Annotated in this window: 29 protein-coding genes and 1 pseudogene; 18 read left to right on the top strand and 12 right to left on the bottom strand. The window is 60.7% G+C overall.

Features of this window, described 5'->3' with window-relative positions; translation table 11 throughout:
* Positions 1 to 490 precede the first annotated feature (490 nt).
* Entirely contained in the window at positions 491 to 913 is a 423-nt protein-coding gene (locus GD628_RS15905; protein ID WP_152275374.1) for a four-helix bundle copper-binding protein, read from the bottom strand.
* 920 nt (positions 914 to 1,833) lie between these two features.
* Here GD628_RS15905 and GD628_RS16805 point away from each other — a divergent pair.
* Together GD628_RS16805 and GD628_RS15895 are read left to right on the top strand one after the other, a co-directional pair.
* Positions 1,834 to 2,028 (top strand): heavy-metal-associated domain-containing protein, encoded by a 195-nt coding sequence (locus GD628_RS16805; protein ID WP_264372055.1) that lies wholly within the window; start codon positions 1,834 to 1,836, stop codon positions 2,026 to 2,028.
* A 27-nt stretch (positions 2,029 to 2,055) separates the two neighbouring features.
* On the top strand, positions 2,056 to 4,200 hold the full coding sequence (locus GD628_RS15895; protein ID WP_152275372.1) for a copper-translocating P-type ATPase: 2,145 nt from the start codon (positions 2,056 to 2,058) through the stop codon (positions 4,198 to 4,200).
* Here the strand turns inward: GD628_RS15895 and GD628_RS16800 are convergent.
* Positions 4,197 to 4,382 (bottom strand): hypothetical protein, encoded by a 186-nt coding sequence (locus tag GD628_RS16800; RefSeq protein WP_226802607.1) that lies wholly within the window; start codon positions 4,380 to 4,382, stop codon positions 4,197 to 4,199. The genes GD628_RS15895 and GD628_RS16800 overlap by 4 nt on opposite strands.
* A gap of 16 nt (positions 4,383 to 4,398) precedes the next feature.
* Between GD628_RS16800 and GD628_RS15890 the strand changes: the two genes are divergently transcribed.
* From GD628_RS15890 to GD628_RS15830, 13 genes and pseudogenes are all read left to right on the top strand, one after another.
* Positions 4,399 to 4,764 carry a hypothetical protein gene (locus GD628_RS15890; RefSeq protein WP_264372054.1) on the top strand — a complete coding sequence of 122 codons (366 nt, stop codon included), beginning with the start codon at positions 4,399 to 4,401 and terminating at the stop codon, positions 4,762 to 4,764.
* A 106-nt stretch (positions 4,765 to 4,870) separates the two neighbouring features.
* Positions 4,871 to 5,479, top strand: a complete 609-nt coding sequence (locus GD628_RS15885) for a DUF305 domain-containing protein (RefSeq protein WP_152275370.1) — start codon at positions 4,871 to 4,873, stop codon at positions 5,477 to 5,479.
* Positions 5,480 to 5,583: 104 nt separating this feature from the next.
* Positions 5,584 to 6,459 (top strand): F510_1955 family glycosylhydrolase, encoded by an 876-nt coding sequence (locus GD628_RS15880; protein WP_152275369.1) that lies wholly within the window; start codon positions 5,584 to 5,586, stop codon positions 6,457 to 6,459.
* A 287-nt stretch (positions 6,460 to 6,746) separates the two neighbouring features.
* A complete protein-coding gene (locus GD628_RS15875; RefSeq protein WP_152275368.1) occupies positions 6,747 to 7,496 on the top strand; it encodes a cytochrome c biogenesis CcdA family protein in 750 nt (249 codons plus the stop codon).
* A 51-nt stretch (positions 7,497 to 7,547) separates the two neighbouring features.
* Complete coding sequence (locus GD628_RS15870; protein ID WP_152275367.1) at positions 7,548 to 8,165, top strand: TlpA family protein disulfide reductase; 618 nt, start codon at positions 7,548 to 7,550, stop codon at positions 8,163 to 8,165.
* A 75-nt stretch (positions 8,166 to 8,240) separates the two neighbouring features.
* Complete coding sequence (locus GD628_RS15865) at positions 8,241 to 8,585, top strand: ArsR/SmtB family transcription factor (RefSeq protein ID WP_152275366.1); 345 nt, start codon at positions 8,241 to 8,243, stop codon at positions 8,583 to 8,585.
* Positions 8,585 to 9,487, top strand: coding sequence for a cation efflux transmembrane domain-containing protein (locus tag GD628_RS15860; RefSeq protein WP_226802598.1), 903 nt, complete (start codon positions 8,585 to 8,587; stop codon positions 9,485 to 9,487). Before GD628_RS15865 ends, GD628_RS15860 begins: the two co-directional genes overlap by 1 nt.
* Before the next feature lie 90 nt (positions 9,488 to 9,577).
* Complete coding sequence (locus tag GD628_RS15855) at positions 9,578 to 10,285, top strand: DsbA family protein (protein WP_226802597.1); 708 nt, start codon at positions 9,578 to 9,580, stop codon at positions 10,283 to 10,285.
* A gap of 38 nt (positions 10,286 to 10,323) precedes the next feature.
* On the top strand, positions 10,324 to 10,956 hold the full coding sequence (locus GD628_RS15850; protein WP_193313306.1) for a vitamin K epoxide reductase family protein: 633 nt from the start codon (positions 10,324 to 10,326) through the stop codon (positions 10,954 to 10,956).
* Positions 10,957 to 11,025: 69 nt separating this feature from the next.
* On the top strand, positions 11,026 to 11,658 hold the full coding sequence (locus GD628_RS15845; protein ID WP_226802596.1) for a methyltransferase family protein: 633 nt from the start codon (positions 11,026 to 11,028) through the stop codon (positions 11,656 to 11,658).
* Between the two features lie 183 nt (positions 11,659 to 11,841).
* Positions 11,842 to 11,934 (top strand): annotated as a pseudogene (locus GD628_RS15840) (helix-turn-helix domain-containing protein); the annotation flags it as partial.
* Between the two features lie 159 nt (positions 11,935 to 12,093).
* Positions 12,094 to 12,480 carry a hypothetical protein gene (locus GD628_RS15835; protein WP_152275363.1) on the top strand — a complete coding sequence of 129 codons (387 nt, stop codon included), beginning with the start codon at positions 12,094 to 12,096 and terminating at the stop codon, positions 12,478 to 12,480.
* A complete protein-coding gene (locus GD628_RS15830) occupies positions 12,477 to 13,187 on the top strand; it encodes an RES domain-containing protein (protein WP_152275362.1) in 711 nt (236 codons plus the stop codon). Before GD628_RS15835 ends, GD628_RS15830 begins: the two co-directional genes overlap by 4 nt.
* Before the next feature lie 441 nt (positions 13,188 to 13,628).
* Here GD628_RS15830 and GD628_RS15825 read toward each other — a convergent pair whose 3' ends face one another.
* Complete coding sequence (locus tag GD628_RS15825) at positions 13,629 to 14,033, bottom strand: hypothetical protein (RefSeq protein ID WP_152275361.1); 405 nt, start codon at positions 14,031 to 14,033, stop codon at positions 13,629 to 13,631.
* Positions 14,034 to 14,904: 871 nt separating this feature from the next.
* On the opposite strand from GD628_RS15825, the gene GD628_RS15820 reads away from it, so the two are divergent.
* The 3 genes from GD628_RS15820 (at position 14,905) to GD628_RS15810 (ending at position 17,371) form a co-directional block, all read left to right on the top strand.
* Entirely contained in the window at positions 14,905 to 15,345 is a 441-nt protein-coding gene (locus GD628_RS15820; protein WP_152275360.1) for a hypothetical protein, read from the top strand.
* Between the two features lie 321 nt (positions 15,346 to 15,666).
* A complete protein-coding gene (locus GD628_RS15815; protein ID WP_152275359.1) occupies positions 15,667 to 16,299 on the top strand; it encodes a hypothetical protein in 633 nt (210 codons plus the stop codon).
* On the top strand, positions 16,289 to 17,371 hold the full coding sequence (locus tag GD628_RS15810; RefSeq protein ID WP_152275358.1) for a helix-turn-helix domain-containing protein: 1,083 nt from the start codon (positions 16,289 to 16,291) through the stop codon (positions 17,369 to 17,371). Before GD628_RS15815 ends, GD628_RS15810 begins: the two co-directional genes overlap by 11 nt.
* A gap of 253 nt (positions 17,372 to 17,624) precedes the next feature.
* On the opposite strand, the gene GD628_RS15805 is transcribed toward GD628_RS15810, so the two are convergent.
* The 9 genes from GD628_RS15805 to GD628_RS15765 all read right to left on the bottom strand — a co-directional run bounded on the left by GD628_RS15805 (position 17,625) and on the right by GD628_RS15765 (position 22,926).
* Positions 17,625 to 18,377, bottom strand: a complete 753-nt coding sequence (locus tag GD628_RS15805; RefSeq protein ID WP_152275357.1) for a hypothetical protein — start codon at positions 18,375 to 18,377, stop codon at positions 17,625 to 17,627.
* Positions 18,378 to 19,262: 885 nt separating this feature from the next.
* A complete protein-coding gene (locus tag GD628_RS15800) occupies positions 19,263 to 19,937 on the bottom strand; it encodes a Fic/DOC family protein (protein WP_152275356.1) in 675 nt (224 codons plus the stop codon).
* Between the two features lie 3 nt (positions 19,938 to 19,940).
* Complete coding sequence (locus GD628_RS15795) at positions 19,941 to 20,258, bottom strand: antitoxin VbhA family protein (RefSeq protein WP_226802595.1); 318 nt, start codon at positions 20,256 to 20,258, stop codon at positions 19,941 to 19,943.
* Between the two features lie 22 nt (positions 20,259 to 20,280).
* Positions 20,281 to 21,192: a hypothetical protein gene (locus tag GD628_RS15790; protein WP_152275355.1), complete on the bottom strand. Its 912-nt coding sequence runs from the start codon at positions 21,190 to 21,192 to the stop codon at positions 20,281 to 20,283.
* Positions 21,189 to 21,629: a DUF192 domain-containing protein gene (locus GD628_RS15785; RefSeq protein ID WP_152275354.1), complete on the bottom strand. Its 441-nt coding sequence runs from the start codon at positions 21,627 to 21,629 to the stop codon at positions 21,189 to 21,191. Before GD628_RS15785 ends, GD628_RS15790 begins: the two co-directional genes overlap by 4 nt.
* A gap of 113 nt (positions 21,630 to 21,742) precedes the next feature.
* A complete protein-coding gene (locus GD628_RS15780) occupies positions 21,743 to 21,994 on the bottom strand; it encodes a ParB family protein (RefSeq protein WP_152275353.1) in 252 nt (83 codons plus the stop codon).
* 22 nt (positions 21,995 to 22,016) lie between these two features.
* Positions 22,017 to 22,196 (bottom strand): hypothetical protein, encoded by a 180-nt coding sequence (locus tag GD628_RS15775; protein WP_152275352.1) that lies wholly within the window; start codon positions 22,194 to 22,196, stop codon positions 22,017 to 22,019.
* Positions 22,197 to 22,204: 8 nt separating this feature from the next.
* Positions 22,205 to 22,618, bottom strand: coding sequence for a single-stranded DNA-binding protein (locus GD628_RS15770; RefSeq protein ID WP_152275351.1), 414 nt, complete (start codon positions 22,616 to 22,618; stop codon positions 22,205 to 22,207).
* A gap of 44 nt (positions 22,619 to 22,662) precedes the next feature.
* Positions 22,663 to 22,926 (bottom strand): glutaredoxin family protein, encoded by a 264-nt coding sequence (locus GD628_RS15765; RefSeq protein ID WP_152275407.1) that lies wholly within the window; start codon positions 22,924 to 22,926, stop codon positions 22,663 to 22,665.
* Positions 22,927 to 23,240: the final 314 nt, after the last annotated feature.

Raw genomic sequence — 23,240 nt, 5'->3', positions numbered from 1 at the left:
TGGGATCTAATCAAAGGAATCCCGGCGCCGGGCGCTGAGCTCATACGTCCAGAACTAACCTCGCGGGGATATATCAAGCATTGGACTCGGGTATGCGCCTGAGGATTGGGTAGCCCTGCAGAACGGAGGAAGGCCTTCAGTGACGAATATCGGTGACACCAACACGATGAACTTCAGCGGGCGGCAACGTAGGTGCCGCCCAGCAGAGCCAAGGAAATGCGGCCCCAAAACGCAGAATATCGGGATGAATGCGCTTGGCATTCGGAACCGCGATCAACGCATTCCGAGAACTTCTGCGGAACACCCAAGTATCGGGGAGGCCGCCGAGCCGCAACTGGAGCTAATAAAAAGAGGCGGCGGGAGAGGGCAACCCTCGCGGCAGGATCCAGAAGTTCTTCGACCTCATCCTGGCAGCACTTCCCGCTGCCATCGTTTCCGAATCAACCCAGGACCTGGTACAGGGAGGGGACGGCAGGCTCCCGGTCTGTTCCTATTCGGAGGCGCCGCGTCCCAGGGAGGAGAGCAGTTCGTCGCAGGCTTTTTCGCAGCGGCGGCAGGCTTCTGCACAGACTTTGCAGTGTTCGTGCATCTGGGAGTGCTGTTCGCATTCGTCGGCGCAGGCTTTGCAGACTGTCCGGCAGGCTTCGAGGACGGTCTTGGTGATGTTCGCGTCGTAGCCGGTGTGGCGGGAAAGGATATTGCCGGTTGTGGCGCAGATGTCGGCGCAGTCCAGATTGGTGCGGATGCACTTGGTCAGGTCCGCAACCTTGTCTTCCGAGAGACAGGCGTCTGCGCAGGCGGTGCAGGTCTGGGCGCATTCGAAACAGGCGGCTATACACTCCGCAAGTTTTTGGCTGTCCACTCCGCCTAGATCCTTCGGGTAGGTGTTGAGCATCGAGCTAATGTGCGTCATGGTCCGGTTCCTGTTCACTGGGTGCAGGCCGACGGGGTGCCGGCCGCCACCAAAGACAGTAGCCTTACTGTTGGATGCTGGCTACTGGTACAGCAGAACCACCACCCCGCTTCCGGCCTGAAGTACCAAAACTGTTGCCGAACGCCTTGAATCGAGTCACCAGAGCCTCAGACCGGCGCTGGCCGGGCTCATTGCAAAAGGTCTCATCTATGCCCCGGAGCATGGATTGGCGGCCTTCACCGTTCCCGGAATGGCCAAGTTCATCCTGCGCCAGCACGACGCAAGCGACTAGGTCATGACTCCAGGTCGGCGCTCCCTATCAGGTGCCGTTCTCTCAAGCGGCGACGTATCCCTCTTCGGAACGTCGTATGGGCAAGATACTTCGCGATACCGTCCACTGCGGCTGCTCCGCTGTCTCGTCGCGGCGGCGCACAGCCTGCCGGTTGCAAAGGCGCCGAACTGGGTTCAGCTGGGATGAGCCCCTCCTAGACGTTCAGCCTTCGGTAGCACGCCTGGGATTGACTCGCCGTAAGGCCGGCCCGTTCGACTAGCTGCGGAAGAGGTCATCCCATGGACTCCCTTTTCGACGGGCCAGGAGGCCTGACCATTAGAGCGCTAAGTACTTGTCGGGCCAGATCAAGGAACGCAACCCGGGACACCCTTTGCCGTATACCCCTATGGGGTATATATTTACGTTACTAGACTACCGAGGCCCGACTGTCCGGCCCTGAAAATCTAAGGGTCCACAGCCTGGGCGCAAATTCAACGTTCCCGAGGAGATCATTATGTGTGGCACATTCGACCGAAGGCTGCCGTTGCTCAACGACTCCGCGGGTTGCTCTTGCTGCTCGCCCCAGGAAACACCGACGACGGAGTCCACCCCGCGCACGGCCACCGGCGGCCAGGCCATGGATTTTCGGGTGGCCGGCATGACGTGCGGGCACTGTGTCTCCAGTGTCTCCGAGGAGCTGGCCAGGCTCGACGGTGTCAGCGACGTGCAGGTCGCTTTGGTGCCGGATGGGCTTTCCACCGTCACCGTCTACAGCGCAGGCGAAGTCAACCGGGAGGCTGTTCGCGCAGCGGTATCGGAAGCAGGATACGAGCTCACGACCTGAGCCAGCAGTCTGAAGGGATAATCCAGCATGAATCACGATGCGGAAGAACACCGGCACCATAGTCCTCATCCCGGGCAAGCTCCGGTCACCGAGGCCAACCCGACAGACCACAGCACCCACGGTCAGGCGATGCCCACTGGGCAGGCGCATTCGGGGCTCGATGACGAACACGCAGTCCACCAGCACGGCGAGCACGCCGGCCACAGCACCGCCATGTTTAAGAACAAGTTCTGGCTGAGCCTTGCGCTGTCCGTCCCGGTGGTGTTCTTCAGTCCGATGTTCTCCCACCTGCTCGGTTACACCATCCCGGAATTCCCCGGATCCGCCTGGATCCCGCCCGTTCTCGGGACCGTGATCTACTTCTACGGCGGAACACCGTTCCTGAAGGGTGGCTGGACCGAACTGCGCAGCCGGCAACCGGGCATGATGCTGCTGATCGCGATGGCCATTTCGGTAGCCTTCGTCGCGTCGTGGATCACCACGCTGGGCATCGGCAACTTCAACCTGGATTTCTGGTGGGAGCTGGCCCTGCTGGTGGTCATCATGCTGCTGGGCCACTGGATAGAGATGCGCGCCCTAGGCTCTGCCCGCGGCGCCCTGGATGCGCTGGCCGAACTGCTGCCGGACGAGGCCGAACGCGTCACCGACAGCGGCACCGAAACCATCCTGATCTCCGACCTGGCCGTCGGCGACGTCGTCCTGGTCCGCTCCGGCGCCCGGCTGCCGGCCGACGGTGAAATCGCCGAGGGCCAGGCCGAACTGGATGAATCAATGATTACCGGTGAGTCAAAGACCGTGCCGCGCGGGCCCGGAGACAATGTGGTGGCCGGAACGGTGGCCACGGACAGTTCGCTGCGGGTCAGGGTTACCGCCGTCGGCGCCAACACCGCACTCGCCGGCATCCAGCGCCTGGTCGCGGAGGCGCAAGCATCCTCCTCCAAAGCCCAGGCCCTGGCCGACAAGGCCGCCGCCTTCCTGTTTTACTTCGCCCTCGGCGCCGGCATCATCACGTTCATTGCCTGGCTGCTGCTGGGCAGTCCCAACGACGCGGTGATCCGCATGGTGACCGTCCTGGTCATTGCCTGCCCGCACGCGCTGGGCCTGGCCATCCCGTTGGTCATCGCGATCTCCACCGAGCAGGCCGCCCGTGCCGGTGTGCTGATCAAGAACCGCATGGCGCTGGAACGCATGCGCACCGTCGACGTGGTGCTGTTCGACAAAACCGGCACCCTGACCAAGGGCCAGCCGGCACTGACCGCCGTGGCGGCCATTTCGAATGAGAGCGACGGCGATGTCCTCGCCCTCGCAGCGGCGGTGGAGGCCGACAGTGAACACCCCTCCGCCCGCGCCATCGTGGCCGCCGCCCGCGACCGCCGGCTCACCGTTCCAGCCGCCACCGGCTTCCGGTCGCTGACCGGCCGGGGAGTCACCGCGCTGGTTGACGGCACCGAAGCGGCCGTCGGCGGCCCCAACCTGATCGAAGCCGAAGGCCTTCAAATGCCGCAAGAGCTGCAGGAGGAAACCCGCGTTTGGGTGGGACGCGGCGCGTCGGTGCTGCATGTCATCAGAGCCGGACAGGTCATCGGGGCCCTGAGCCTGGAGGACGAGGTCCGCGAAGAATCACGCCAGGCCGTGTCGGCATTGCAGAACCGCGGCATCAGCGTCGCCATGATCACCGGCGACGCTCAGCAGGTCGCCGATGCCGTGGCGCAGGAACTGGGCATCGACGAGGTCTTCGCCCAGGTCCTGCCGCAGGATAAGGACAAGAAGGTGGGAGAACTGCAGTCCCGGGGGCAAAAGGTTGCCATGGTCGGCGACGGCGTGAACGACTCCCCGGCCTTGGCCAGGGCAGAAGTCGGTATCGCCATCGGCGCGGGCACCGATGTGGCGATGGAATCGGCTGGCGTGGTGCTGGCCGGCAACGACCCCCGGGCGGTCTTGTCGATGGTGGACCTGTCACGGGCCAGCTATCGGAAGATGATTCAAAACCTCATCTGGGCCACCGGCTACAACGTCATCGCCGTCCCGCTAGCCGCGGGCGTCCTCGCGTTTGCCGGTGTGACCATCTCCCCCGCCGTGGCCGCCATCCTGATGTCCGTCTCGACAATCGTTGTCGCGCTTAACGCCCAGCTTCTCCGGCGCATCAAGCTGGATCCGGCGGACATTCGCTAGTCCACGAGCGCAACGGCAATGATGGTCAGTTCGAAGAGCCGCAGCCGTCCCGCTATCCTTGGAAGTGGCGGAAGCCCAACATTCAGCAGGAAGGCAGGAAGAATGAACCACGGTTCCTTGCCTGGCCTGCCGGTGCTGCTGCGCCGACCGCTGTTGCTGTCCCTGGGACTGGCAGCGATCATTTTGGGAATCCTTGGCATGCACACCCTGAACCTGTCGCATTTCCCGGGACCCGATGCCGCCACTGTCACCTCTGCGGCCCAGGCGGCCCCGCATCAGGGCGCCGGCTACGTGCCCGCGCTTAAGCATGCTGCAGTTCCCGGGACAGTTGCCGACGGAGATACGCATTCCGCGGCTTGCGCCGGCCCCTGCGGCAGCGGACATGGTCTCATGGCAGCGCTGTGCATGCTGATGATCGTCGGCATCGTTTCATTGTTCTTCATTCCAAAACAGCTGCGTGCCCTATCCCGTCACGGCTTGCGCGCCCCGCCGGTTTTTCCCTCTCCCCACGCGCGCGTCCCCCACACGCCTTCACTCGTTCAGCTCTCCATCAGCCGCATTTAAAAATGCCTGGCCATCCCGATAAGGCCACCCCCGCACGCCTGCCCTCCCACGGGCGTGCATCAGGCACTGATTGACAGCCCCCACGAACGATTCCGAAGGAAACCCCATGAAACGCCATACCGCTATTTCGGCGACCGCTGTTGCTGCCGTGCTCTTCCTCTCCGGCTGCGGCTCCAACAACAGCCCGGAGACCGCAAGCACGATGCCGGGCATGGACCACGGCACCATGTCCCAAACCCCGTCCGCATCGGACGCAGCCAGTGATCACAACAATGCGGACACCATGTTCGCCCAGATGATGATCCCGCACCACGAGCAGGCCGTGGAAATGAGCGACATCATGCTCGCCAAAGACGGCCTCGACCCTGCAATCATCCAGCTGGCCGAAGACATCAAAGCCGCCCAAGGCCCCGAAATCGAAAAGATGAACTCCTGGCTCCAAGCCTGGGGCGAGCCGGCGGAAATGTCCGGGGACCACTCCATGGACGGCATGATGGGCGCCGAGGACCTGGCCCAGCTCAAAGCAGCTGAAGGCAAAGAGGCCGCCCGGCTGTTCCTGACCCAGATGATCGCCCACCACGAAGGGGCAATCGCCATGGCAGAAGACGAAGCCGCCAACGGCTCCAATCCGGAAGCCGTCGAACTCGCGAAGACCGTCGTCGCCGACCAGGGCGCAGAGATCGAGAAGATGAACGCTCTTCTCGCCAACCTCTAACCGTTTCCGCAAGCCTGCTGTTGGGCACTGCCGGATCACCGGAGTGCCCAACAGCGGCCATCCTTCCTTCCTCCCGTCTGTCCTTCTGCTTGGAGCACCCCGAAATGTCCCACCTAGCCTTTACCAAGCGCGCCCGCAACCGGGTCGTGCTTACCGCCGCCGCTCTGTCCGTGGCTGTGCTCGGCGCCGGTTGCGCACAGCAACCGACCCGATCCCCAGACACCGCCCAGGTGACCACTACCGGCGTTACAGGCCACGTCCATGGCATGAATGTTGACCCGGAAACCGGGCGGGTTCTGCTGGCCGCCCACGAAGGCCTCTTCGACATCACCTCCGGAGCCCCGGAAAAAATCGGCCCGACCATCGACCTGATGGGTTTCGCGCCGGCGGGTGAGGACCACTTCTATGCCTCCGGCCACCCCGGGCCGGGAAGCGATATGCCCAACCCGGTGGGCCTGATCCACTCGACTGACGGTGGGACAACCTGGAAGCCGCTGTCCCTCCAAGGGGAATCCGACTTTCACGCGCTGACCGTCACCCGTGACGGAATCGTCGGCTTCGACGGTCAGGTCCGGCGCACCGGTGACCTGGAAACTTGGGAGACCGTCGAAACCGACATCCAGCCGTACAACCTCTCCGGCACTCCCGTGAGTCGGGTAGTTCTGGCAACAACTGAACAGGGCGTCCACCGATCAGGTGACGCTGGCCGGACCTGGGACCTTCCCGCCGATGCGCCCATCCTTCTTCTCACGGCCTTCGCCGACAACTCCACAGCCGTCGGGGTCGCGCCCGGCGGCACGATTCAGGTTAGCGACGATGCCGGGCAGACCTGGGAAGCAACCGGAGGGACAGTGAAGGGTCAGCCCGCAGCGGTGGCGGCAGCGATCGGCGAGGACCGGCAGACCCGGATCTGGGTTGCCACCGACACCGGTGTTGAGTATTCACCGGATGGCGGAGCCACATTTGAGGCGCTGAACTGACATGGTCCTCGACTTTATGATCAGCCTGCATGAACCCCGTCGCCCGGTTCGCCCCGTCCTAGGCATTGCCGTGCCCACATCGGAGCGGGTGGCTGCCTGGCAGTGTTCGTTCCTGCCTTCTGACCTTTTCCCTCGACGGGGTGAACGGTTCGTCAGCCGACGGCACACCCCATGCGTAGCTCGCGGCTGCCCGGTCGCTGGTTGTGAGGGTGGTGGGGTGCAGGTGTGAGCATCTTCATCCCAGTCAGCAGTAGCGCTTTCGGGCTCAACGGCAGATCGGCACAGTCATGACGATCGGTGGGTACTTCGCGGAGATGGTGCAGTCCGGCGCCCTGATCGCAGCAATACCTCTTGCCCTAATCGCCGGCATCGTCTCGTTCCTGTCTCCGTGCATTCTGCCACTGGTCCCCGGCTACCTCGGGTATGTTTCCGGGCTCGCTGATCCGACACGGGCCGATAACAAGCGGCGCGTCGTCACCGGAGTAACGTTATTCATCCTCGGATTCGCTTTGGTCTTCACGCTCTACGGCGCCGCTTTCGGCATTATCGGAGGCTGGTTACTGCGCTGGCAGGACCTCCTCATACGTGGGCTCGGTATCTTCGTTATCGTCATGGGACTTGTCCTCGTCGGACAGTTCTCCTTCTTTCAGCAGACGAAAAAACTCAGCTATCGCCCGCAGGCTGGACTGGCTGGCGCACCGGTACTCGGCATCGTCTTTGGCCTCGGCTGGACCCCGTGCATGGGTCCCACTCTCAGCGCCGTACTTGCCTTAAGTACCACCACAGGTGGGGCGTGGCGTGGCGCGCTACTCGGTTTCGTGTACTGCCTGGGGCTGGGCATCCCCTTCATCCTGGTAGCGATGGGCATTAATTGGGTGACGACCACCTTGAACTTCGTGCGCCGTCATATCCGGGCTTTCAACATTATCGGCGGATCTGTCCTCGTCCTTGTCGGAGTGCTGATGTTTACCGGCCTCTGGATGCAATGGATCTACCAGCTTCAAAATCTCGCAGGCACCTTCATCACCCCTGTATGAGCTCCAATTCACGCTGATACTCACCTACGCCATAGGAGACCCGTACACGCTATGCGCGGCACCGATGCAGCACGCCCACGACGCAGACAACCCGTCACCTCTCGAATGAGCGCCGCCCTCCTCATCGCAGCTCTCACTCTCACCGGCTGCTCCCCCGAAGACTCGCTCTCCGAGCAAGCCCAAGCAGGCGATAATAAGAATTACATCGCCGGAGATGGGTCGGTGGCCGAATATGGCCCAGAGAACCGCGGGGACAGAGTCCAGCTCACGGGCACACTGTTCGACGGGACAACGTTGGATCAGGAAGACTGGACCGGGGACGTCGTAGTTCTCAACTTCTGGTACGCGGCCTGTGCTCCCTGCCGCACCGAAGCGCCGACGCTGAACGACCTAAGCAAAGAATTCGCTGACCAGGGCGTGAGGTTCTACGGGATAAATGTCCGCGATGAACAACCGACCGCTGAAGCGTTCGAACGAAATTTCGGGGTCACCTACCCAAGCTTCAAAGACAAGGATGGCAAGATCCTGCTGAGCCTTACGCAATACGTACCGCCGCAGGCTGTCCCCACAACTCTCATCCTCGACCGGCAGGGCCGCATATCAGCACGAATACTAGGCGTGGCGGAAAAGACCACCCTAAAAACACTTATTGAAGACGTCCTGCCCTGAACCAACCCCAGCTCCAACTCCAACCAGCTGACCACCCATCCCAAATAGTACAGATTCACGTGTACCATTAGCCGTATGGAGACTCAGACGCATCATTCGGTGCTTGCCCGCTTCGGCTACGCGCTGTCGGACCCGGTTCGGTCTAGGGTCCTCCTGGCACTGAGGGAAGCTCCTTCCTATCCAGGTGAGCTCGCTGAGCTGGCGGGCGTGAGCAAGCAGCGGGTGTCTAACCATCTGACGTGCCTGCGTGGGTGTGGGCTGGTCGTCGCAGTCCCTGAGGGTCGGCGGGTCCGCTACGAGCTGGCGGACCAGAAGCTGGGCGACGCGCTGACCGCACTACTGGATGTCGTCGCCGTCAACGATCCCGAGTGCTGCTGCACTACCAAAGCAGACCACATCATTGGAAAGGCTTGCTGCTGATGAGCACCCACGCTTCCGTTCGCCCCCCACATGCAGCGTCCGCGGCTCCGTCACCGGAGCGGCGCGCAATCCTCTCACGCCGGATCCGTCTCTTCGTTGCAGCAACCATCACCTACAACGTCATCGAAGCGGTCGTCGCGATCAGTGCCGGCACGATCGCGTCCTCGAGTGCCTTGATTGGATTCGGCTTGGACTCCATCGTGGAAGTCCTGTCTGCAACGGCCGTGGCCTGGCAGTTCGCCGGCCGAGACCCTGAAGCCCGCGAAAAGACCGCGCTGCGACTGATCGCGTTCTCCTTCTTCGGCCTTGCCGCGTTCGTTACCTTCGATGCCGTCCGCACCTTGCTCGGCGCGTCCGAGCCCCAACACTCGTCGGTCGGGATCATCCTCGCGGCGGTGAGCCTGGCCGTCATGCCATTCCTGTCCTGGGCGCAGCGCCGCGCCGGCCGGGAACTCGGCTCCCGATCCGCTGTCGCGGACTCCAAGCAGACCCTGCTCTGCACCTACCTTTCCGGAGTCCTGCTGGTCGGCCTGCTGCTCAACAGCACCCTCGGCTGGTCCTGGGCCGACCCGATCGCAGCTCTCGTTATCGCCGCCGTCGCCCTCAAAGAAGGTCGCGAAGCGTGGAAGGGCGACTCCTGCTGCGTCCCGCCCTTGGGAAGCCTCGACATCGACGGAAGCGGTAATGATACCTGCAGGAGCACGCCGGACGGCGGCACGGACTCGTGCTGCAGTACCGGCTCCAGTCCAGGCGCGATCGCCTCAGCGACGAGCAATTCGGTGAGACCTGCGTCGATTACCCTGAGTGCCCGGACCGCAGAAACCGAGGCCACGGCGAGCACCACATCCGCCCATGGCTCGACGCCCGTGGAGGCGTCCTGCGCCTGCTGCAGGCACGACTAGAGGCTCGAGTAAAACCTGATCAACCGTCCTTCCCTGCACTTTGCCCGGGACGAACACGACGACGCAGTTCCATGACGAGGAGACACCACCATGCCTACACCCACCCCTGCTCGCGGCGCGGCCCCCGGCACGAAGAAAGGCATGAGCCTGCAAAACCGGATCATGATCGGCCTGCTCGCAGCAGTCGCCCTCGTTATCGGTATGGTCTTCCTCTTCAACACGCTCGGGGAGGATGAGAGCCAGGCCGCTGGTACGCCAACTACCGCGGCCGAGGTCGTCCGTGAGGACAGCCACCGCCTGTCTGAGGCGCCGGACGAAAAAGCGGTCCTTGTGGAATTCCTCGATTTTGAATGCGAGGCATGCCTGGCCGCGTACCCGCTCGTGGAAGACCTTTCCGAGGAATACGGGGAGAACCTGACCGTCGTCGCCCGGTATTTCCCCCTGCCCGGGCACCCGAACTCCGAGACTGCAGCCGCCGCGGTTGAGGCCGCCGCGCAGCAGGGCAAGTTCACGCAAATGCATGCCCTGATGTACGAGAAGCAGACCGAGTGGGGCCACACCTCCGAGGACCGGTCACCGGTGTTCCGCGAGTACGCCGAAGACCTCGGCCTTGACATGGCTGCCTACGACGCGGCAATCGCTAACCCGGCAACCTTGGACCGCGTGAATATAGACAAGAGGGACGGCATGGCCCTGAATGTCGGGGGAACCCCGACGTTCTTCCTCGACGGCGAAAAGATCCAGCCAGCCACCGTTGAGGAATTCCGTACCCTGATCGAAACCGCCATCGCGGACTGACCCTTACTGGCGAAGGAACTCTCACCATGGCGCACACAATGACGAATGATGTCACACCGGTCCAGGACCGCGGGAAGGATGACACGGCGTCGCTGCCCGGGTTCGCCCGTAGGATCGCGTTCGGGGTCATGCTCGTGGTCACGGGTGTTATCGGGTGGGCTGCTTCGGGGATCCTGATCCTTGAGAAGCTCGAGTTGTATCGGAACCCGGACCACGTCACGAGCTGCGACATCAACCCCTGGGTGTCCTGCGGGCAGGTCATGCAAACGTGGCAGTCCGAATTGTTTGGCTTCCCTAATCCGTTCATCGGCCTCGTCGGCTTTACCGTCGTCATCACCACCGGCATGGCGTTGCTCGCGGGAGCCCGGTTCAGCCACTGGTACTGGGCGGGCCTGCAGATTGGCGTCACTCTCGCTGCCGTGTTCGTGACCTGGTTATGGAGCCAGGCTCTCTTCGAGATCTATATCCTCTGCCTCTACTGCATGATCGTGTGGGCGGCGATGATCCCTTTGTTCATCCTTACCACCGTCCGCAACATGGTTCACTGCGTCATACCCGCACCCGCCGCCCTCACCCGCAGCCTCGCAGCATGGGTCGGACCGATTATCGTCCTGGCCTACATCGCCGTCGCCGCATCCGTGTTCTTCCGTTTCCTCCACGTGTTCACTTGAGGTCCCCGCAACCCGCCGGCAACTCCGTACGACCTTTCAGCCCTTGTGGTTGAGGAATCGAGGCCACTCGTGTCAGTGCAGACAGCGTCGCTCCTTGCTCTGGGTTTATATGCCGCCGGCGTCATCGCCACGTTCGGGGTGAGGTCCTGGATGCACCGTCGCAGAACCGGTTCCACCGGTTTCCGCGGCATCAGCGGGACACCCAGGTCGATCGAGTGGTGGGGCGGAGTCCTCTTCGCCGCAGCCATCGTGCTCGGTGCTGCTGGTCCCGCCCTGGCCCTCGCCGACCTCATCGTCCCGCCCCAATCGCCCGGCCTCGCCTGGTTCGGGATCATCCTGACCATCATTGGATTTCTCGGGACCCTGGCCGCTCAGAGCGGCATGGGCGCTTCCTGGCGCATCGGCGTCGACGCAACCGAACACACGGATCTAGTCACCACCGGCCTGTTCGCTGTGGTCCGCAACCCGGTGTTCTCCGCCATGCTCACCGCCATGACCGGAATTGCGCTCATGATCCCCACCCCGGTAAGCGCAACGGCTCTGGCATGCCTGTTCCTGGCAGTGGAAATACAGGTTCGCCTCGTCGAAGAGCCTTACCTGAACCGCACCCACCCACACACCTACGCCCGCTACACCGCCAAGGTCGGCCGATTCTTGCCAGGCCTCGGTCGAACACAGCCAATCGATACCCTGCGGCACTAACCACACGCCACAGCACCAATGCCGCAGACCCTTGACTCGTCGCTCATGCCTCAGCGGAGTCACGTGCAATTATCACGAAAGTGGCAGGGCCAGGAGTAATTGACAAGAATCAAAACCCCCACTTTGCTAGGTCCATGGGAGTCGGTACCGTCAATTTCTTCGGCCCGGCAAGAGCAGAAGCCCTATATGGGAGGCCAGCACACCACCACCGAGATCGCCGAACTCTTCAAGGTCGCCAGAAGTACGGTGTACCGGATCGTGCAACGTACACCTTGATGGCCACGTGCCATCCCCTGGGCTCGGGTGCGGGAACACGTCCGCGCGGCGGCGGCCCTTCACGGGTTTAGCGATTACAGGGAACCGGGTTGGGAAATAGGGTGGGATCGAACCGGCATCTTGCTTGCGGTCGCCCTCGATTTGGGACATGATCAGGCTATGAGTCAGACAGCTTCTCCCGGCATCCGCGCCTACCGTGAGTCCATCAACCTTGAGGTCGCTCCCCTAGTGGCTGAACTCCGCGACATGCTAGGCGCCAAGCTAGTCGCCTATCTGGCAGGAGTCGGAGAAACCCGTGCGGTCCGGCAATGGGCTGAAGGCTCCCGCAAAATGCCCGCCGAGACCGAAGCCCGCCTGCGGCTGTCTTATCACGTGGCAGGAATCATCATGGAGTCCAACAGTCACCGGATTGCTCAGACCTGGTTTCAGGGCATGAACCCTCAGCTGGAGGACCGGTCCCCCGCGCGATTAATACGGGAAACCAACCCGGACCAAAGCGGCCCTGAGGTTCTGGCCGCAGCCCGAGCCTTCGCCCGCCTCGGATGAAGTTCGCAGATCTTGATCAGCGGGCCTGGCGGGTTGGGTTCCTTCCCCAGCCGTGGGAATGGTCCGATTGGCGGTGGGCTGGACCGGACGGACGTTTCAACGGCAGGTGGGATCCGCTCGATCATGGCCTTTACCGAACGGTCTACGCCGCGGAGAGCCTCCTAGCTTGTCTGGTTGAACTCCTGGCCCCACACCGGCCGGATCCCTATCTAGTGGCTGAGATCGACGCGATTGAAGAAGACGAGTCCGACGCGGAACAGTTCCCCAGCGTCCGCCCCGGGGAACTGGACATTGACCAGTGGCTGTTGAACCGTATTGCTGGCTCGGCTCGCCTCACCGGCCGCTTCGTTGACATCACTTCCGCAGAAACGGTCGCGGGCCTTCACCCACTCTTTAAAGGCAAGGCGCTGGCGTACAACCTCAAGGACTTCGACGCGGCAGCCCTGAAGAATGCTGAGAACCGACTGCTCACCCAGGAGGTTTCCCAGTACCTATGGACCCGGAAGAATACCGACGGCTCGGATTATTGCGACGGAATCCAGTTCCGCTCAAGGCACGGTGATGACCTTCTGCTCTGGGCCATCTTTGAGCGTGACACCGACGGACAGATCAGTGCCCACGTCACTGACATCGAAGTTGTGAACCTCAGTTCCGAGACACCCGAACTCCGCACAGCCCTCTCCCTGCTAGGCCTCACCACTCGTTAGCTAGCGGGTCAGGTCGTCGTCGGGCAGTCCAACCGAACATGTCCCTCAACCGAAGGCCATGCCAGCATCGGCCGTGATACCTGCGACACATGGTGGCAAGACACACCGTAACCCGGAATTCCGTGGCTACACGACTGTCTCCTACAGATGGCTTGCAACCCATAGGTTGCGAGACAACAACCTATGGTCTCAAGCTCTTGACCTTGCATCGCCTCGATATACCGCGGCCTGACGAGGGCCCACCAGAAAAGCAGAGGGCACCTTCAAGTGACCAAGAGAATTGGGAAGAGCAAATTACGAGGCGGCACAAATGCCCAGGGCTGTGCATAACTGGACAAGTCGGGGACAACGGAACATAATGGTGGCAGCTCCCCTCCTGCGGGTGGGAGAGAAGTAAGGGCCAGGACCCCCGTGGTTAGCGGGACCTGGCCTTCGCGTTGTCTAGATCATGATTTCGATCTGTTGAACCGCCCCAGCATACTGGTCAAGCCACGTATCATCGTTCGAAGCTGCGTCCCCAAGCGCCCCCAGAACTTGGTCCGGAATCCAAAGCATGGGTTCCACAGACGGCTGCTGGACGTCCACACGAAGCGCGGAAGGCACAGACTTCTTGCCGCGCAGGTGCCGCACTAGTTTCATATCTCGGGCATTGAGAGACTGTGTGCGTTGCTCCAGATAGACCCGAGTTACTTGTAGCTGGCCGAGCTCCCACAACAGGCGCTCCATACACTTCGCCCGCGCATGTTCCTGCTTGCGGTGATCCAGTGGTGTACCAATGACCACCATGTGAGCCATATCGAATCCAGTAACCAAACCAGCGACCCTCTTTTTTTCTCGGTCCTCCATGTCTGTCCAATGAAGTTTGCGAGCTCCTCTCGGCAGGACGGACCGAAGTTCATCTCGGACTGGATCACAAGCTAAGGGATCAGCGACAACAGCACCGAGCAAGTACCTACCCTCCCCGGCCACCGTGCGCATGCTTTCATCCACCCATGCGTGGAGCTCGAAAATACTCGATTCTGGCACTTAACAATCTCTTTCGGCTGGGCGGAAGCGGGGCAACGAAACCGGGATGGAGGGCTGCGGATTACCGTACCCACGATCTATGACTTTACCCGAAAATAATTGACACGCAAACGCTATAGGAATACAATTCAACCCCCTACGCTTGTGTATGAATTAGATGACGCTTTTGTGTTTCGTAGAGCTGCTTTTGCATCCGACTCATGCCGCTGCTTGTGAAGCTAACTAGAGAGAACGTTAAGATTTCTGCAAGCACATTAAGAGGCGGTAAGTTTCAGGTGTGAGTGAGTTGAGTCCCATATCGAAATTCCTGCACCGCTCAGCTGAACCTGTTGGCACTTCAGCTGCCTCACTGGATGCGGCTGATTTGGTTCAAGAGAGTTCTGGTCGTCGCGTCGACAGCACCCCTGTGCGGAAGATTTTTGTGCGTGCGCAAGACGGCGACAAGCCCCCATTGGCAAGGCTCTACGCAGGGGGGCGATCCGGCGTCGTTCCCCTCAAGCTATTTCTGGCCTTGTTATGGCGATCGTCGCGGCCACCATTCACAACAGACAAAAGCGCAAGAGGTTGGGCGACCCTCCTAGACTTAGAGGACCCAGACAATCGCGGAAGCAGGCGCGTCAGGGCTGCTCTGAGGAGTCTGGAGGAAGCGCAACTAATTAGACTGGACAAGGTTCCAGGAAACCCGCCCCTTGTGACGATCTTGGATGAATCTGGGAATAATACGGAGTATCAGCTCCCCTCCACTAGCTTCGCCAAGACACAACTCCCGAGCACTGAGACTGCAGCGGCAAAGAATCCTCACCTCTACTTCAAGGTCCCGAGCGCCCTGTGGACAGGGGGCTACATCCAGGCACTAAGTGGTCCCGGACTCGTCATGCTCCTCATCCTTCTCGCCGAGCGGGCCGGCGAGAAAGCCGTTTGGTTCGGCACCAGAGAGTTCCCTGCTAGGTACTTCATCTCTGCAGGAACTCGCACAAAGGGCACTAAAGAGCTGCAAGCACTCTCGCTCTTAACCACATTGAGTGTGCCGCTTCCGCAGCCGAACGGCGATGTATTTGATCCGAGGAGACGCCGTTACCTATATCGACTCAACGGAGCCGCTGTGCTTTCTCAGAATGAGCAGCAGCCCTAAAAGCCGACAACAGCGCTCACGACGATGATCGACACAATGAACGCCTCCTGTATCTAGGTTGGGCATGAACTGCGGCACAGCGCGGCCCCGGCTACAGTTCGATACCTGCACTCTCCGTCGGGCCGAAGCCCTAACCCAGCCAGGTATCAAATGCAGAGGTGCGATTCACGGGCGATCAGCTCAGCGGGCGCACGCGCACTGGGCTGAGAACACACGTCCCCGCAGCGACGAACTGTCCCAGCACTAACCACGACTCAACACCGACACAAAATCCCACTTACATTCCAAGCATCATTTGAGATCTTCTGCTACGATCTAGCCATGTTTATGCGCGACGGTCTGGAAGTAGAAGAATCTCTCATCAGCGAACTCATACGGTGCGGCGAGGAGGCGCACCAAATTGCCAAAGCCCATCATTTGGACCCTGGTTCCAACGGATTTACATTCGGCAGTGACCGCTACCATCGGGCAACTGAACTCGTTACCTCTGCGCTAGAGGAACATGATTTCCGCGTGAGCCGTAAGGGCGGAGGCTTACGCGCAAGGCGGGAGGGCCTCGAGCTCCATTTCGGTACCGCGCGTGGCGCCGACCTGAGTAACCGGGCCAATTTCGATATTGGAGCCTCCCCAGCGCGTCACCGCGCCGCGCTTTCCAACGTATTCACTCAAGGATCCTTCGAAGGAATGTCCGACGGGGGTTCCACGCCCGTCGTCCACGTCATCTGGAGCGGAGACGTCGATTCCGGACTCACCGCCGTGTACGTAGGCAAACTCGTCGCTTCTTCGGGGCAACATTTGGAGTGGGAAGACCTGATACGAGTCGACAAGAATGGCGCTGAGGTCACTCTGGAACATCTGGCAACCGAGGCCATCCCGATGCCTACCTACGACGAACAGCCGGAACCCGTCTTCCAGCTTGGACTCGTGAGGGAAGAAAAGACGGATGCAAACTGAGGCTACAGCTGCCTTTTCCGGAGACAGGCTTCGATTGGCTAGGTTTCGTGCTGGGCTGACTATCAAAGATTTGGCCGAAAGAGTTGGAGTGACGCACTCGGCCATCTCCCAGTATGAAACAGGCCGCACACGCCCGACGTCCGTGACTCTTTCCAAATTGGCCATGGCAACCGGTGTGACGCCTGGTTTCTTTCGATTCGATCGGCGGCCAGTGTCGTCGGGCGGTTTGGACGGCACACACTTTCGGAGCCTTCGGTCCACCACCAAGACTGTCCGCTCAACCGCCTGGGCTTGGTCGGAACTCGCACTAGATGTTTCCGACGTCCTTGAGCGCTACGTACGTTTCCCACCAGTAGATCTTCCCGAGAAATCTCTTACCTCTGGAGAAGACATCGTTGAAGCTGCTGGAATGCTGAGAGACCACTGGAAGTTGCCGGAGGGGCCGGTTGGCAGCTTGGTGCGACATATGGAGGCGCACGGCATTCTCGTCACCCGGGCTCCAACAGCTGCTGAAGGCGTAGACGCTTTCAGCCACTTCCAAGGCCGACGGCCAATCGTAGTTCTCGGACCTCAAGACAAGGATGCCGGCCGCAGCCGGTTCGATGCGGCACATGAACTCGGGCACCTGATCTGCCACCCTGAAGCTGATCCTGGCGGTAGCCAAGAGCAACAGGCACATGCCTTCGCCGCCGAGCTTCTGATGCCCCACCAACACATGATCGACTTACTCCCTCGGCGTTTTGATTTGGGTGCCTATGCTCGGCTCAAGCATGAGTGGGGTGTTTCAATTGCCGCCCTGCTATACCGAGCGAAAACGCTGAGTGTGATTTCTGATGCCGCGTATCGCCGGGCAGTTGTGACCATGAACAAGAACTACGGCCGAAAAGATGAGCCGTTCCCGCTTCCGAGGACAGAGCAGCCAAAGCTGCTGCGCTCCGCCATCTCCTTAATTACTTCGACAGGCCGATCGGTCGCGGACTTGGCCAACGAAATCAGCATCTCGCTTCAAGACCTCAACTCCATTGCTGGCGGCTTGGATTCACGCCCAGTGGCGATGGGCGACGAGTCATAGCGGAGGCATATTCGGATCGCAAACTCGACAACCGCCGATAACAGCGCATATCTCCCGAGGATTCCGGTACCCAGCAAGGGTCAAACCCTTTCTCCGTGGAGAGCTGGCGGCTCGAGGTTTTCAACTTGCGTTGGTACCAGCGCGCCCTCCGTTCCCCTTTCACCTCTGGTGAGTGGTGTCGTAACGGGTCGTTTGTGACAGGACCCCGGGATGCTGGCCTGCAACTAATCTGAGGCTGCCGAGCTCACAGGGGCTATTCGCACGAGGTGGAGCGCAGTTCAGGCCCGACTAACTCAGCAAGCAGCGAACGTTCAGAGGAAAAACACGGTGTTCTTCCTAAGAGGCGGGAAGCAGGAATGAACTCCACCCGGCGGTCATCATCACCGATCCAGACGATGTAATCGGCCTGCTCCGCTACGAAATACCCAACGCGTTCACCACCCTGGATCTCTAAGCGTTCCTTCGGAGACCAACCCCAATCAGACAGAGCGATAACTAACAAGCCAACCACCATGAAAGCGATAGCGAGAAACCGCGTATTTGATTGGTGGGGTAGACGAGTCTTTCGAATAAGCCACGGTACCTTCTTGCCAGCACGCAGTAGATACGACCGCAGGGCACGGACGAGCATCGCATATGCAACTTGGAAACCACCAAAGACGAACACGAAGGCCGCCCACTTCCAGGGGGCAAGGAGTACGCATCCAAGACCGAGAAGCACACAGGTAACCGCTGCTGACCTCCACGGTTCCTCCTCCCGTATCGACTCACCAAGGCTGGTGGCCAGCATCCAGAAGGCCACCACCAGCGCAGCAGGTAGCAGGACTACGAGGGTAATAGCGAATAGGCCGGAGAAAGATTGGTGGGTCAGGATGGTCGAAACGGTATAGGTATCCCAATGAGCGAAGGAATAAATTTTTAGGAAAGCAAGGATGGCCGATCCCACCGAGATCATCGTCCCAACAGAGGGCGCCTTCTTCTTCCTCAGAGCCGCTTCAGCCGCCAACGAGTTCCGGCTCCTCTCTGCTGCCTGCAGAGCGGCCGCTTAGGTTGTTATCGCTCATCCTAACGAAACGTATATCTCGCCCTCGCCAGCTACGATGTCATTCCCCGATAACATCCCATCCTGGGAACCTTTCATTCAACCATTCCGTCCTATTTTCCTTCAGGTTCCCGTTCCGCAGACAATGTCGCTGACGCTTCAGCCAAACGGAGAGGGTTCTCTCTGCTGCATCTGCGGCGGTTTTATAGCGTGGGTACCGCCCGTGACTCCGCAGAAAGAGCTCAAACTCGACTGCCCGTTGTTTCCACAATGAGTTTTCGCGGTCTTGTTTCCGCGGGGTCAGCCATCCAGGGACATGTGCGTTCAAATAGGACTCCCTGCTTGCAGGTAGTTTGTTGGCTCGATAGCCGTTCCGTTGGTGCTGCAGGAAGCTGTAGGGCTTGCTTTCATCCTCGACGTATCCGCGGGGGAATCGTCCGTGTACCCGTCGGAATGCGGCCAGCTCGTCGACTCGTTCCTGCCATGTTGGTTTTCGATTTTTCAGTCCCCATCGAGGCATCTGAGGGTGGTCGTGGAGCATGAGGCGTTGTCCGAAGAGGGTGGGATTGTGGTTTACGCGGGTGCGGATATGATCGTAGACCTTCCGGTACGGGACCCTGCATATCTTGGCTATTCGTCGGGGGTCCAGCCCTTTGGTCCACATGTAGAACCATTCCTGGCGTGACCAGTGCTGCGGTGCCCAGTTCTCGGTTTCTTCCTCAGCGTTCATGGTTCCCGATGCTTCGTCCAGGCAGGTAGGGGGTTCCTCTCCGGGCTTTGGTGTCTTGTCCCTGTGGGGCTTTGGTGAGTGATTTGGTGGCCGGAGCGGGATAGCTGGCTTTGGACAGATCAAGGTGAACGCCGCCCGATCCTTTCCCCTGCCCTTCTCCGCGTTCTTTGGTCGCAAGGGCGAACACGTTTGACCAGGGGCAGTGGGTCCAGATAGGGCCGTTCCGGTTTGGGGCGGCTGGCCTCCGAGGTGGCGTTCCACAGGTCCCTGTCGACCTGTGAGAAGTCCAGGGTGAAGTTGCTTTGCTCTGCGACGTGCTCCATGAAGATTTTGGAGGTTCGTCCGTTGCCTTCCCTGAAGGGATGGGCGTGGTTCACGAAACTGAAGAGGGCGGCGGAGCTCATGGCGAACTGCTCGGCGTTGAGGTCGGCCCAGTGAACCTGTCCTGCGGCTCGCTGAACTTCTTTGAGCGTCTGGTCCAGGTCGCCGTTCTCGATGTTGGCGAAGTCGGCGGCGTTCTTGCCCATGTTGATGGTCCGGAATTCGCCGGCCCAGTCGTAGATGTCCTGGAAGAGGTGGTGGTGGATGGCCCGGAGGTGATCTGCGCCGTAGGTGTGGTCCACCTTTGCTGAGCCGGAGAGCAGTTCGCGTTCGCGGATGGAGGTGTAGCCGTATTCGATGGAGCGGAGGGCAAGGGGGTCACGTTCCCCCAGTTTGTTCTTGAGGGTCCCGTAGCCTGCTTCGTTGATGGTCTCCGGGTAGAAGCAGGAGTCCCAGGCCTCAGTCCGCTCCATGGGCTAGGCCTCGTCTGCCGGCCGCTGCGTAGTTTCTCGTGGCTGGGCGCGGTTCCTGATGCGTTGCCGGTATTCCTCGGCGGTGATTGTTCCGCGGGTCTGCGCGGCTAGGTCGGCCACATCTTCCTGGTCTGGTTCCCATCCGTCGTGCCAGCTCGCGGCAAAAGACTGGCGGATAGCGTTCCGGCCGCTGTCGCTCATGTCGGTGAACAGATCCGGCCACATGGCAACGACGTCGATCCCGGGAGCGGGGGCTTTCGGGCCCGTCTGGCTGGGACGGCCGGCGGCCATGCGGGCCATGACTTCCTCAAAGCTCTCCATCACATTCCTTTCCCACAGGCTGTTAGGGCTGGATGCTCACCCTAGCCGGATAGGTGAGGCCGGCGGCCCGGAGGGCATTGGCAGGTTTGCCCTGGTTCCAGTCCGGGGCCTGGCCTGTCATGGGCAGCGGGGTGGTCTTCTCCGCGTAGCTGTGCAGGTCTTCCAAGGCTGGATTGGACGTGTCAGCGCCGGATTCAGTGACTTCGAGGGACATTGTCAGGCCGCGGGTGCTCAGTGCGTGGCGGGCTGCTTCGGCATAGGCGTGGCGGTAGGAATCCTGGTCCTGCTGCCATAGGTCGTCGATGAGTTCACGGGTTTCAACGACGTTGTTGAGTTTCGCTGCGGCCGGGTTGCCGGCCCGCACTGCTCTGGTGGTCACGGCCAGGAGGGTCTCCTGGGCCTGCTGCTGGATGAGGTTTCGCTCTGTGGTGTCTGCTTCGGTCAGCTGCGCCGCTTCGGTGCGGAGGACATCCAACCGGGATTTTTCCTGCTGCGTGGCTGTGTCCAGGAACATCGTCTCGTCTGCGTCTGCCTCGAGGGCGCTGAGTTCTTCTACCGCTTCCCAGTACAGCTCGGTGATGCCGAATCGCTCGAAGACTTCCTCGACGTTGAGGCTCAGCTGCAGCGGTTCAGTGCGGTACTGCAGGAGATTTTCTTCGGTAGGCCCGACGGTGCTGCGCAGCAGCTGGCGCACATAATCTGCTTCCCAGGATCCTGGCCGGCCTTTCAGGAGGGCTTCTATCCCGCCAACGTTGGCAGCAACCGAAGCAAGGACCCGGGAAAGAGTGCCGGCGAAATCTGCCGATACTGAGTGTTCGTTGGCGGTGCCGGCGCCAACGATGCGCTGGCCGCGGGCAGCTGCGGTGAGCGCGGTGATGGCTTCGTCTACAGGGTCGGGTTCAGGGGCATTCTTCTCCAGCAGGGTAGGTGTCATTGCTGTTCCTCTCGGATGCTGACGGGTGTTCCTGGGGTGATGCCTTTCAGTGCGCCTGCCGGTACTTCCAGCAGTGCGTCGACCGCTCCCGGTGATTTCCATCGGGGGCATAGACTCTGGCGGTTTTCCGTACAGGGGTCCAGCGTACTGATCTGCACAACCCGTCCGTCGGCTATCCAGGCTATGTCGATGGGGATTTCCATTCCGGCCATCCACACCTCCCGCTCTTTGCCTGACTCGAAGGGAATGAGCAGACCTGTGCCGGCTGGAAGGTCTTGCCGGCCACTTAGCCCTTCGCTTTGCTGCTGGGGTGTGTCCGCGACGTCAACCTGGAACTCCAGGTCCTCCCCCACGGTGACGGTTGCTGCCCGCGGTGCAGTATCACCGGAACACCCTGTGAGGGCGGTGATCGTCAGGGCCAGGGCGGTGAGTGCCAAGGGAGGTCTCAGGTCTTTTCCGGTACTGGGGGTGGAATGACGGGAGCGGGGGCCGCACCACACGGTCCCCGCTCCTCTTTCTGTCCTCCGCAACCAACGAAGGAAATCTTTATTCACGCCCCACCCTTTTCTTGGCGGGTACGGCGCCCGGGACGCAGTGAACCGGCTTTCACCGGGGCCCACTTTTTGCCGTTGTTGTGTTTGCGCTGCAGCCGGCGGACTTCACGCAGCACTGCGCTTTCAATGAGCTCTGAAACTGACTGGTAGCCTTCCGCGCTGCCGGCTGCCAGGAAAGCGGCTCTGACCTGATCTGCGTCCTGTTCTGTGAAATACGGGGTAAATGACGCAGGTTTTCTGTAACTCATCGCGTTCCCTGGTCCATGGCCATCACTCCAGCACCTGGAGCCTAAGGTTCTCGGCCGCAGCAGCCCACTCCAGGAAAGGGGCGCCCGTTCGTTCTGTGGGGTCCTCGCTGCGGTACAGGAATTCGTCCCGGATGCGTTCGAGTACGGTGGAGAGCACGAACACGTCATGCTCTCCACCGAGCTCAAGTTTCTTGTCAGGCATATGGCTCTCTACTCCACGGGTGCGAGGTAGGGGTTCCCGCCCTGCTGTTCTGGCTGTGAGGGGCGTTTGGCCGGCTGCACGGGACCATATTTGAGGGACGCTCCGATTTCTTCCACGTCGAGTTCGATGGTGGTCCGGTTCTCGCCCTCCTTGGTTTCGAACCGCCGGGATTTCAGTGTTCCTTCGGCTATGACCCGGCTCCCCTTGGTGAGGGATTCAGCGATGTATTCGGCTGTTTCTCGCCATACGGTGCACCGGATGAAGAGTGTTTCTCCGTCCTTCCATTCGTTGCTTTGGCGGTCCAGGACCCGCGGTGTTGAAGCGATGGTGAAGTTGGCGACCGGGACGCCGCTGGGAGTGAATCGCAGTTCGGGATCCGCGGTGAGGTTTCCTGCAATGGTGGTGGTGGGCTCGCCTGCCATGGTGATCAGCTTCCTTCGTCGGTGATAGATGGGAGTGCTGCTTTTTATGGGTTAGGGGTTGGGGTTTCCAGTGCGATGACCTGGTTGATCTTGTCCGGGTTCAGCCCTGACCAGTGATCTTCGGACCCGTCCCGTTCATAGACGACAACGGGTGCCTGGGCGTACCCGAGTTCCTCGGTGATGTATTCCAGTGCTGCGGGGGTGACGCTGATATCGACTACCTGGGGATCAAGTCCTGCGGTTTTGAACTTGCCGATGGTGAGCTTGCAGGGTGAGCAGCCGGGCTTGGTGTAGACGGTGATAGTCATGGCGCTCATTCCTCAGGTTTCGTAGTCGGTTTAGTCAGAGTCCCTGCTGTTGGCAATGTATCTATTTTCCCATTTATTCATCTGAATAATAAGGGGTTTTAGCCCTTATATCTAGGGGTTTTGTCCCTATTTTTTGATGGAACGTACGAGTGGTTTCGGGTCCGGTTTCGCTGGGTTGGGTTGTTCTCCTCTCCCCCGTTGTTTTTTGCCTGCTGGCGAGCTTGCTCGCTTGTCCCCGACGGAGCAGTGCTCAACGCCGTAGGCGCCAGGGGCTAAGAATCCTGGGAGGAAATAAGCGACGCAGGAGCGCCGGA

It is taken from the genome of Arthrobacter koreensis (assembly GCF_009193255.1).
GTDB lineage: Bacteria > Actinomycetota > Actinomycetes > Actinomycetales > Micrococcaceae > Arthrobacter_B > Arthrobacter_B koreensis.
This window is presented reverse-complemented; position numbering and strand designations above follow the sequence as displayed.

Bases quoted from the DNA above. Each gene is read 5' to 3' on its own strand.
- GD628_RS15795 (WP_226802595.1), bottom strand. From the start codon at position 20,258: ATGGAGAGCTTTGAGGAAGTCATGGCCCGCATGGCCGCCGGCCGTCCC.
- GD628_RS15865 (WP_152275366.1), top strand. From the start codon at position 8,241: ATGGAGACTCAGACGCATCATTCGGTGCTTGCCCGCTTCGGCTACGCG.
- GD628_RS15825 (WP_152275361.1), bottom strand. From the start codon at position 14,033: ATGGAGGACCGAGAAAAAAAGAGGGTCGCTGGTTTGGTTACTGGATTC.
- GD628_RS15835 (WP_152275363.1), top strand. From the start codon at position 12,094: ATGAGTCAGACAGCTTCTCCCGGCATCCGCGCCTACCGTGAGTCCATC.
- GD628_RS15860 (WP_226802598.1), top strand. From the start codon at position 8,585: ATGAGCACCCACGCTTCCGTTCGCCCCCCACATGCAGCGTCCGCGGCT.
- GD628_RS15855 (WP_226802597.1), top strand. From the start codon at position 9,578: ATGCCTACACCCACCCCTGCTCGCGGCGCGGCCCCCGGCACGAAGAAA.
- GD628_RS15895 (WP_152275372.1), top strand. From the start codon at position 2,056: ATGAATCACGATGCGGAAGAACACCGGCACCATAGTCCTCATCCCGGG.
- GD628_RS15850 (WP_193313306.1), top strand. From the start codon at position 10,324: ATGACGAATGATGTCACACCGGTCCAGGACCGCGGGAAGGATGACACG.
- GD628_RS15905 (WP_152275374.1), bottom strand. From the start codon at position 913: ATGACGCACATTAGCTCGATGCTCAACACCTACCCGAAGGATCTAGGC.
- GD628_RS15875 (WP_152275368.1), top strand. From the start codon at position 6,747: ATGACGATCGGTGGGTACTTCGCGGAGATGGTGCAGTCCGGCGCCCTG.
- GD628_RS15870 (WP_152275367.1), top strand. From the start codon at position 7,548: ATGCGCGGCACCGATGCAGCACGCCCACGACGCAGACAACCCGTCACC.
- GD628_RS15775 (WP_152275352.1), bottom strand. From the start codon at position 22,196: ATGCCTGACAAGAAACTTGAGCTCGGTGGAGAGCATGACGTGTTCGTG.
- GD628_RS15810 (WP_152275358.1), top strand. From the start codon at position 16,289: ATGCAAACTGAGGCTACAGCTGCCTTTTCCGGAGACAGGCTTCGATTG.
- GD628_RS15885 (WP_152275370.1), top strand. From the start codon at position 4,871: ATGAAACGCCATACCGCTATTTCGGCGACCGCTGTTGCTGCCGTGCTC.
- GD628_RS15770 (WP_152275351.1), bottom strand. From the start codon at position 22,618: ATGGCAGGCGAGCCCACCACCACCATTGCAGGAAACCTCACCGCGGAT.
- GD628_RS15790 (WP_152275355.1), bottom strand. From the start codon at position 21,192: ATGACACCTACCCTGCTGGAGAAGAATGCCCCTGAACCCGACCCTGTA.
- GD628_RS15780 (WP_152275353.1), bottom strand. From the start codon at position 21,994: ATGAGTTACAGAAAACCTGCGTCATTTACCCCGTATTTCACAGAACAG.
- GD628_RS15800 (WP_152275356.1), bottom strand. From the start codon at position 19,937: ATGGAGCGGACTGAGGCCTGGGACTCCTGCTTCTACCCGGAGACCATC.
- GD628_RS15880 (WP_152275369.1), top strand. From the start codon at position 5,584: ATGTCCCACCTAGCCTTTACCAAGCGCGCCCGCAACCGGGTCGTGCTT.
- GD628_RS15815 (WP_152275359.1), top strand. From the start codon at position 15,667: ATGTTTATGCGCGACGGTCTGGAAGTAGAAGAATCTCTCATCAGCGAA.
- GD628_RS15890 (WP_264372054.1), top strand. From the start codon at position 4,399: ATGCACACCCTGAACCTGTCGCATTTCCCGGGACCCGATGCCGCCACT.
- GD628_RS16800 (WP_226802607.1), bottom strand. From the start codon at position 4,382: ATGATCGCTGCCAGTCCCAGGGACAGCAACAGCGGTCGGCGCAGCAGC.
- GD628_RS15830 (WP_152275362.1), top strand. From the start codon at position 12,477: ATGAAGTTCGCAGATCTTGATCAGCGGGCCTGGCGGGTTGGGTTCCTT.
- GD628_RS15765 (WP_152275407.1), bottom strand. From the start codon at position 22,926: ATGACTATCACCGTCTACACCAAGCCCGGCTGCTCACCCTGCAAGCTC.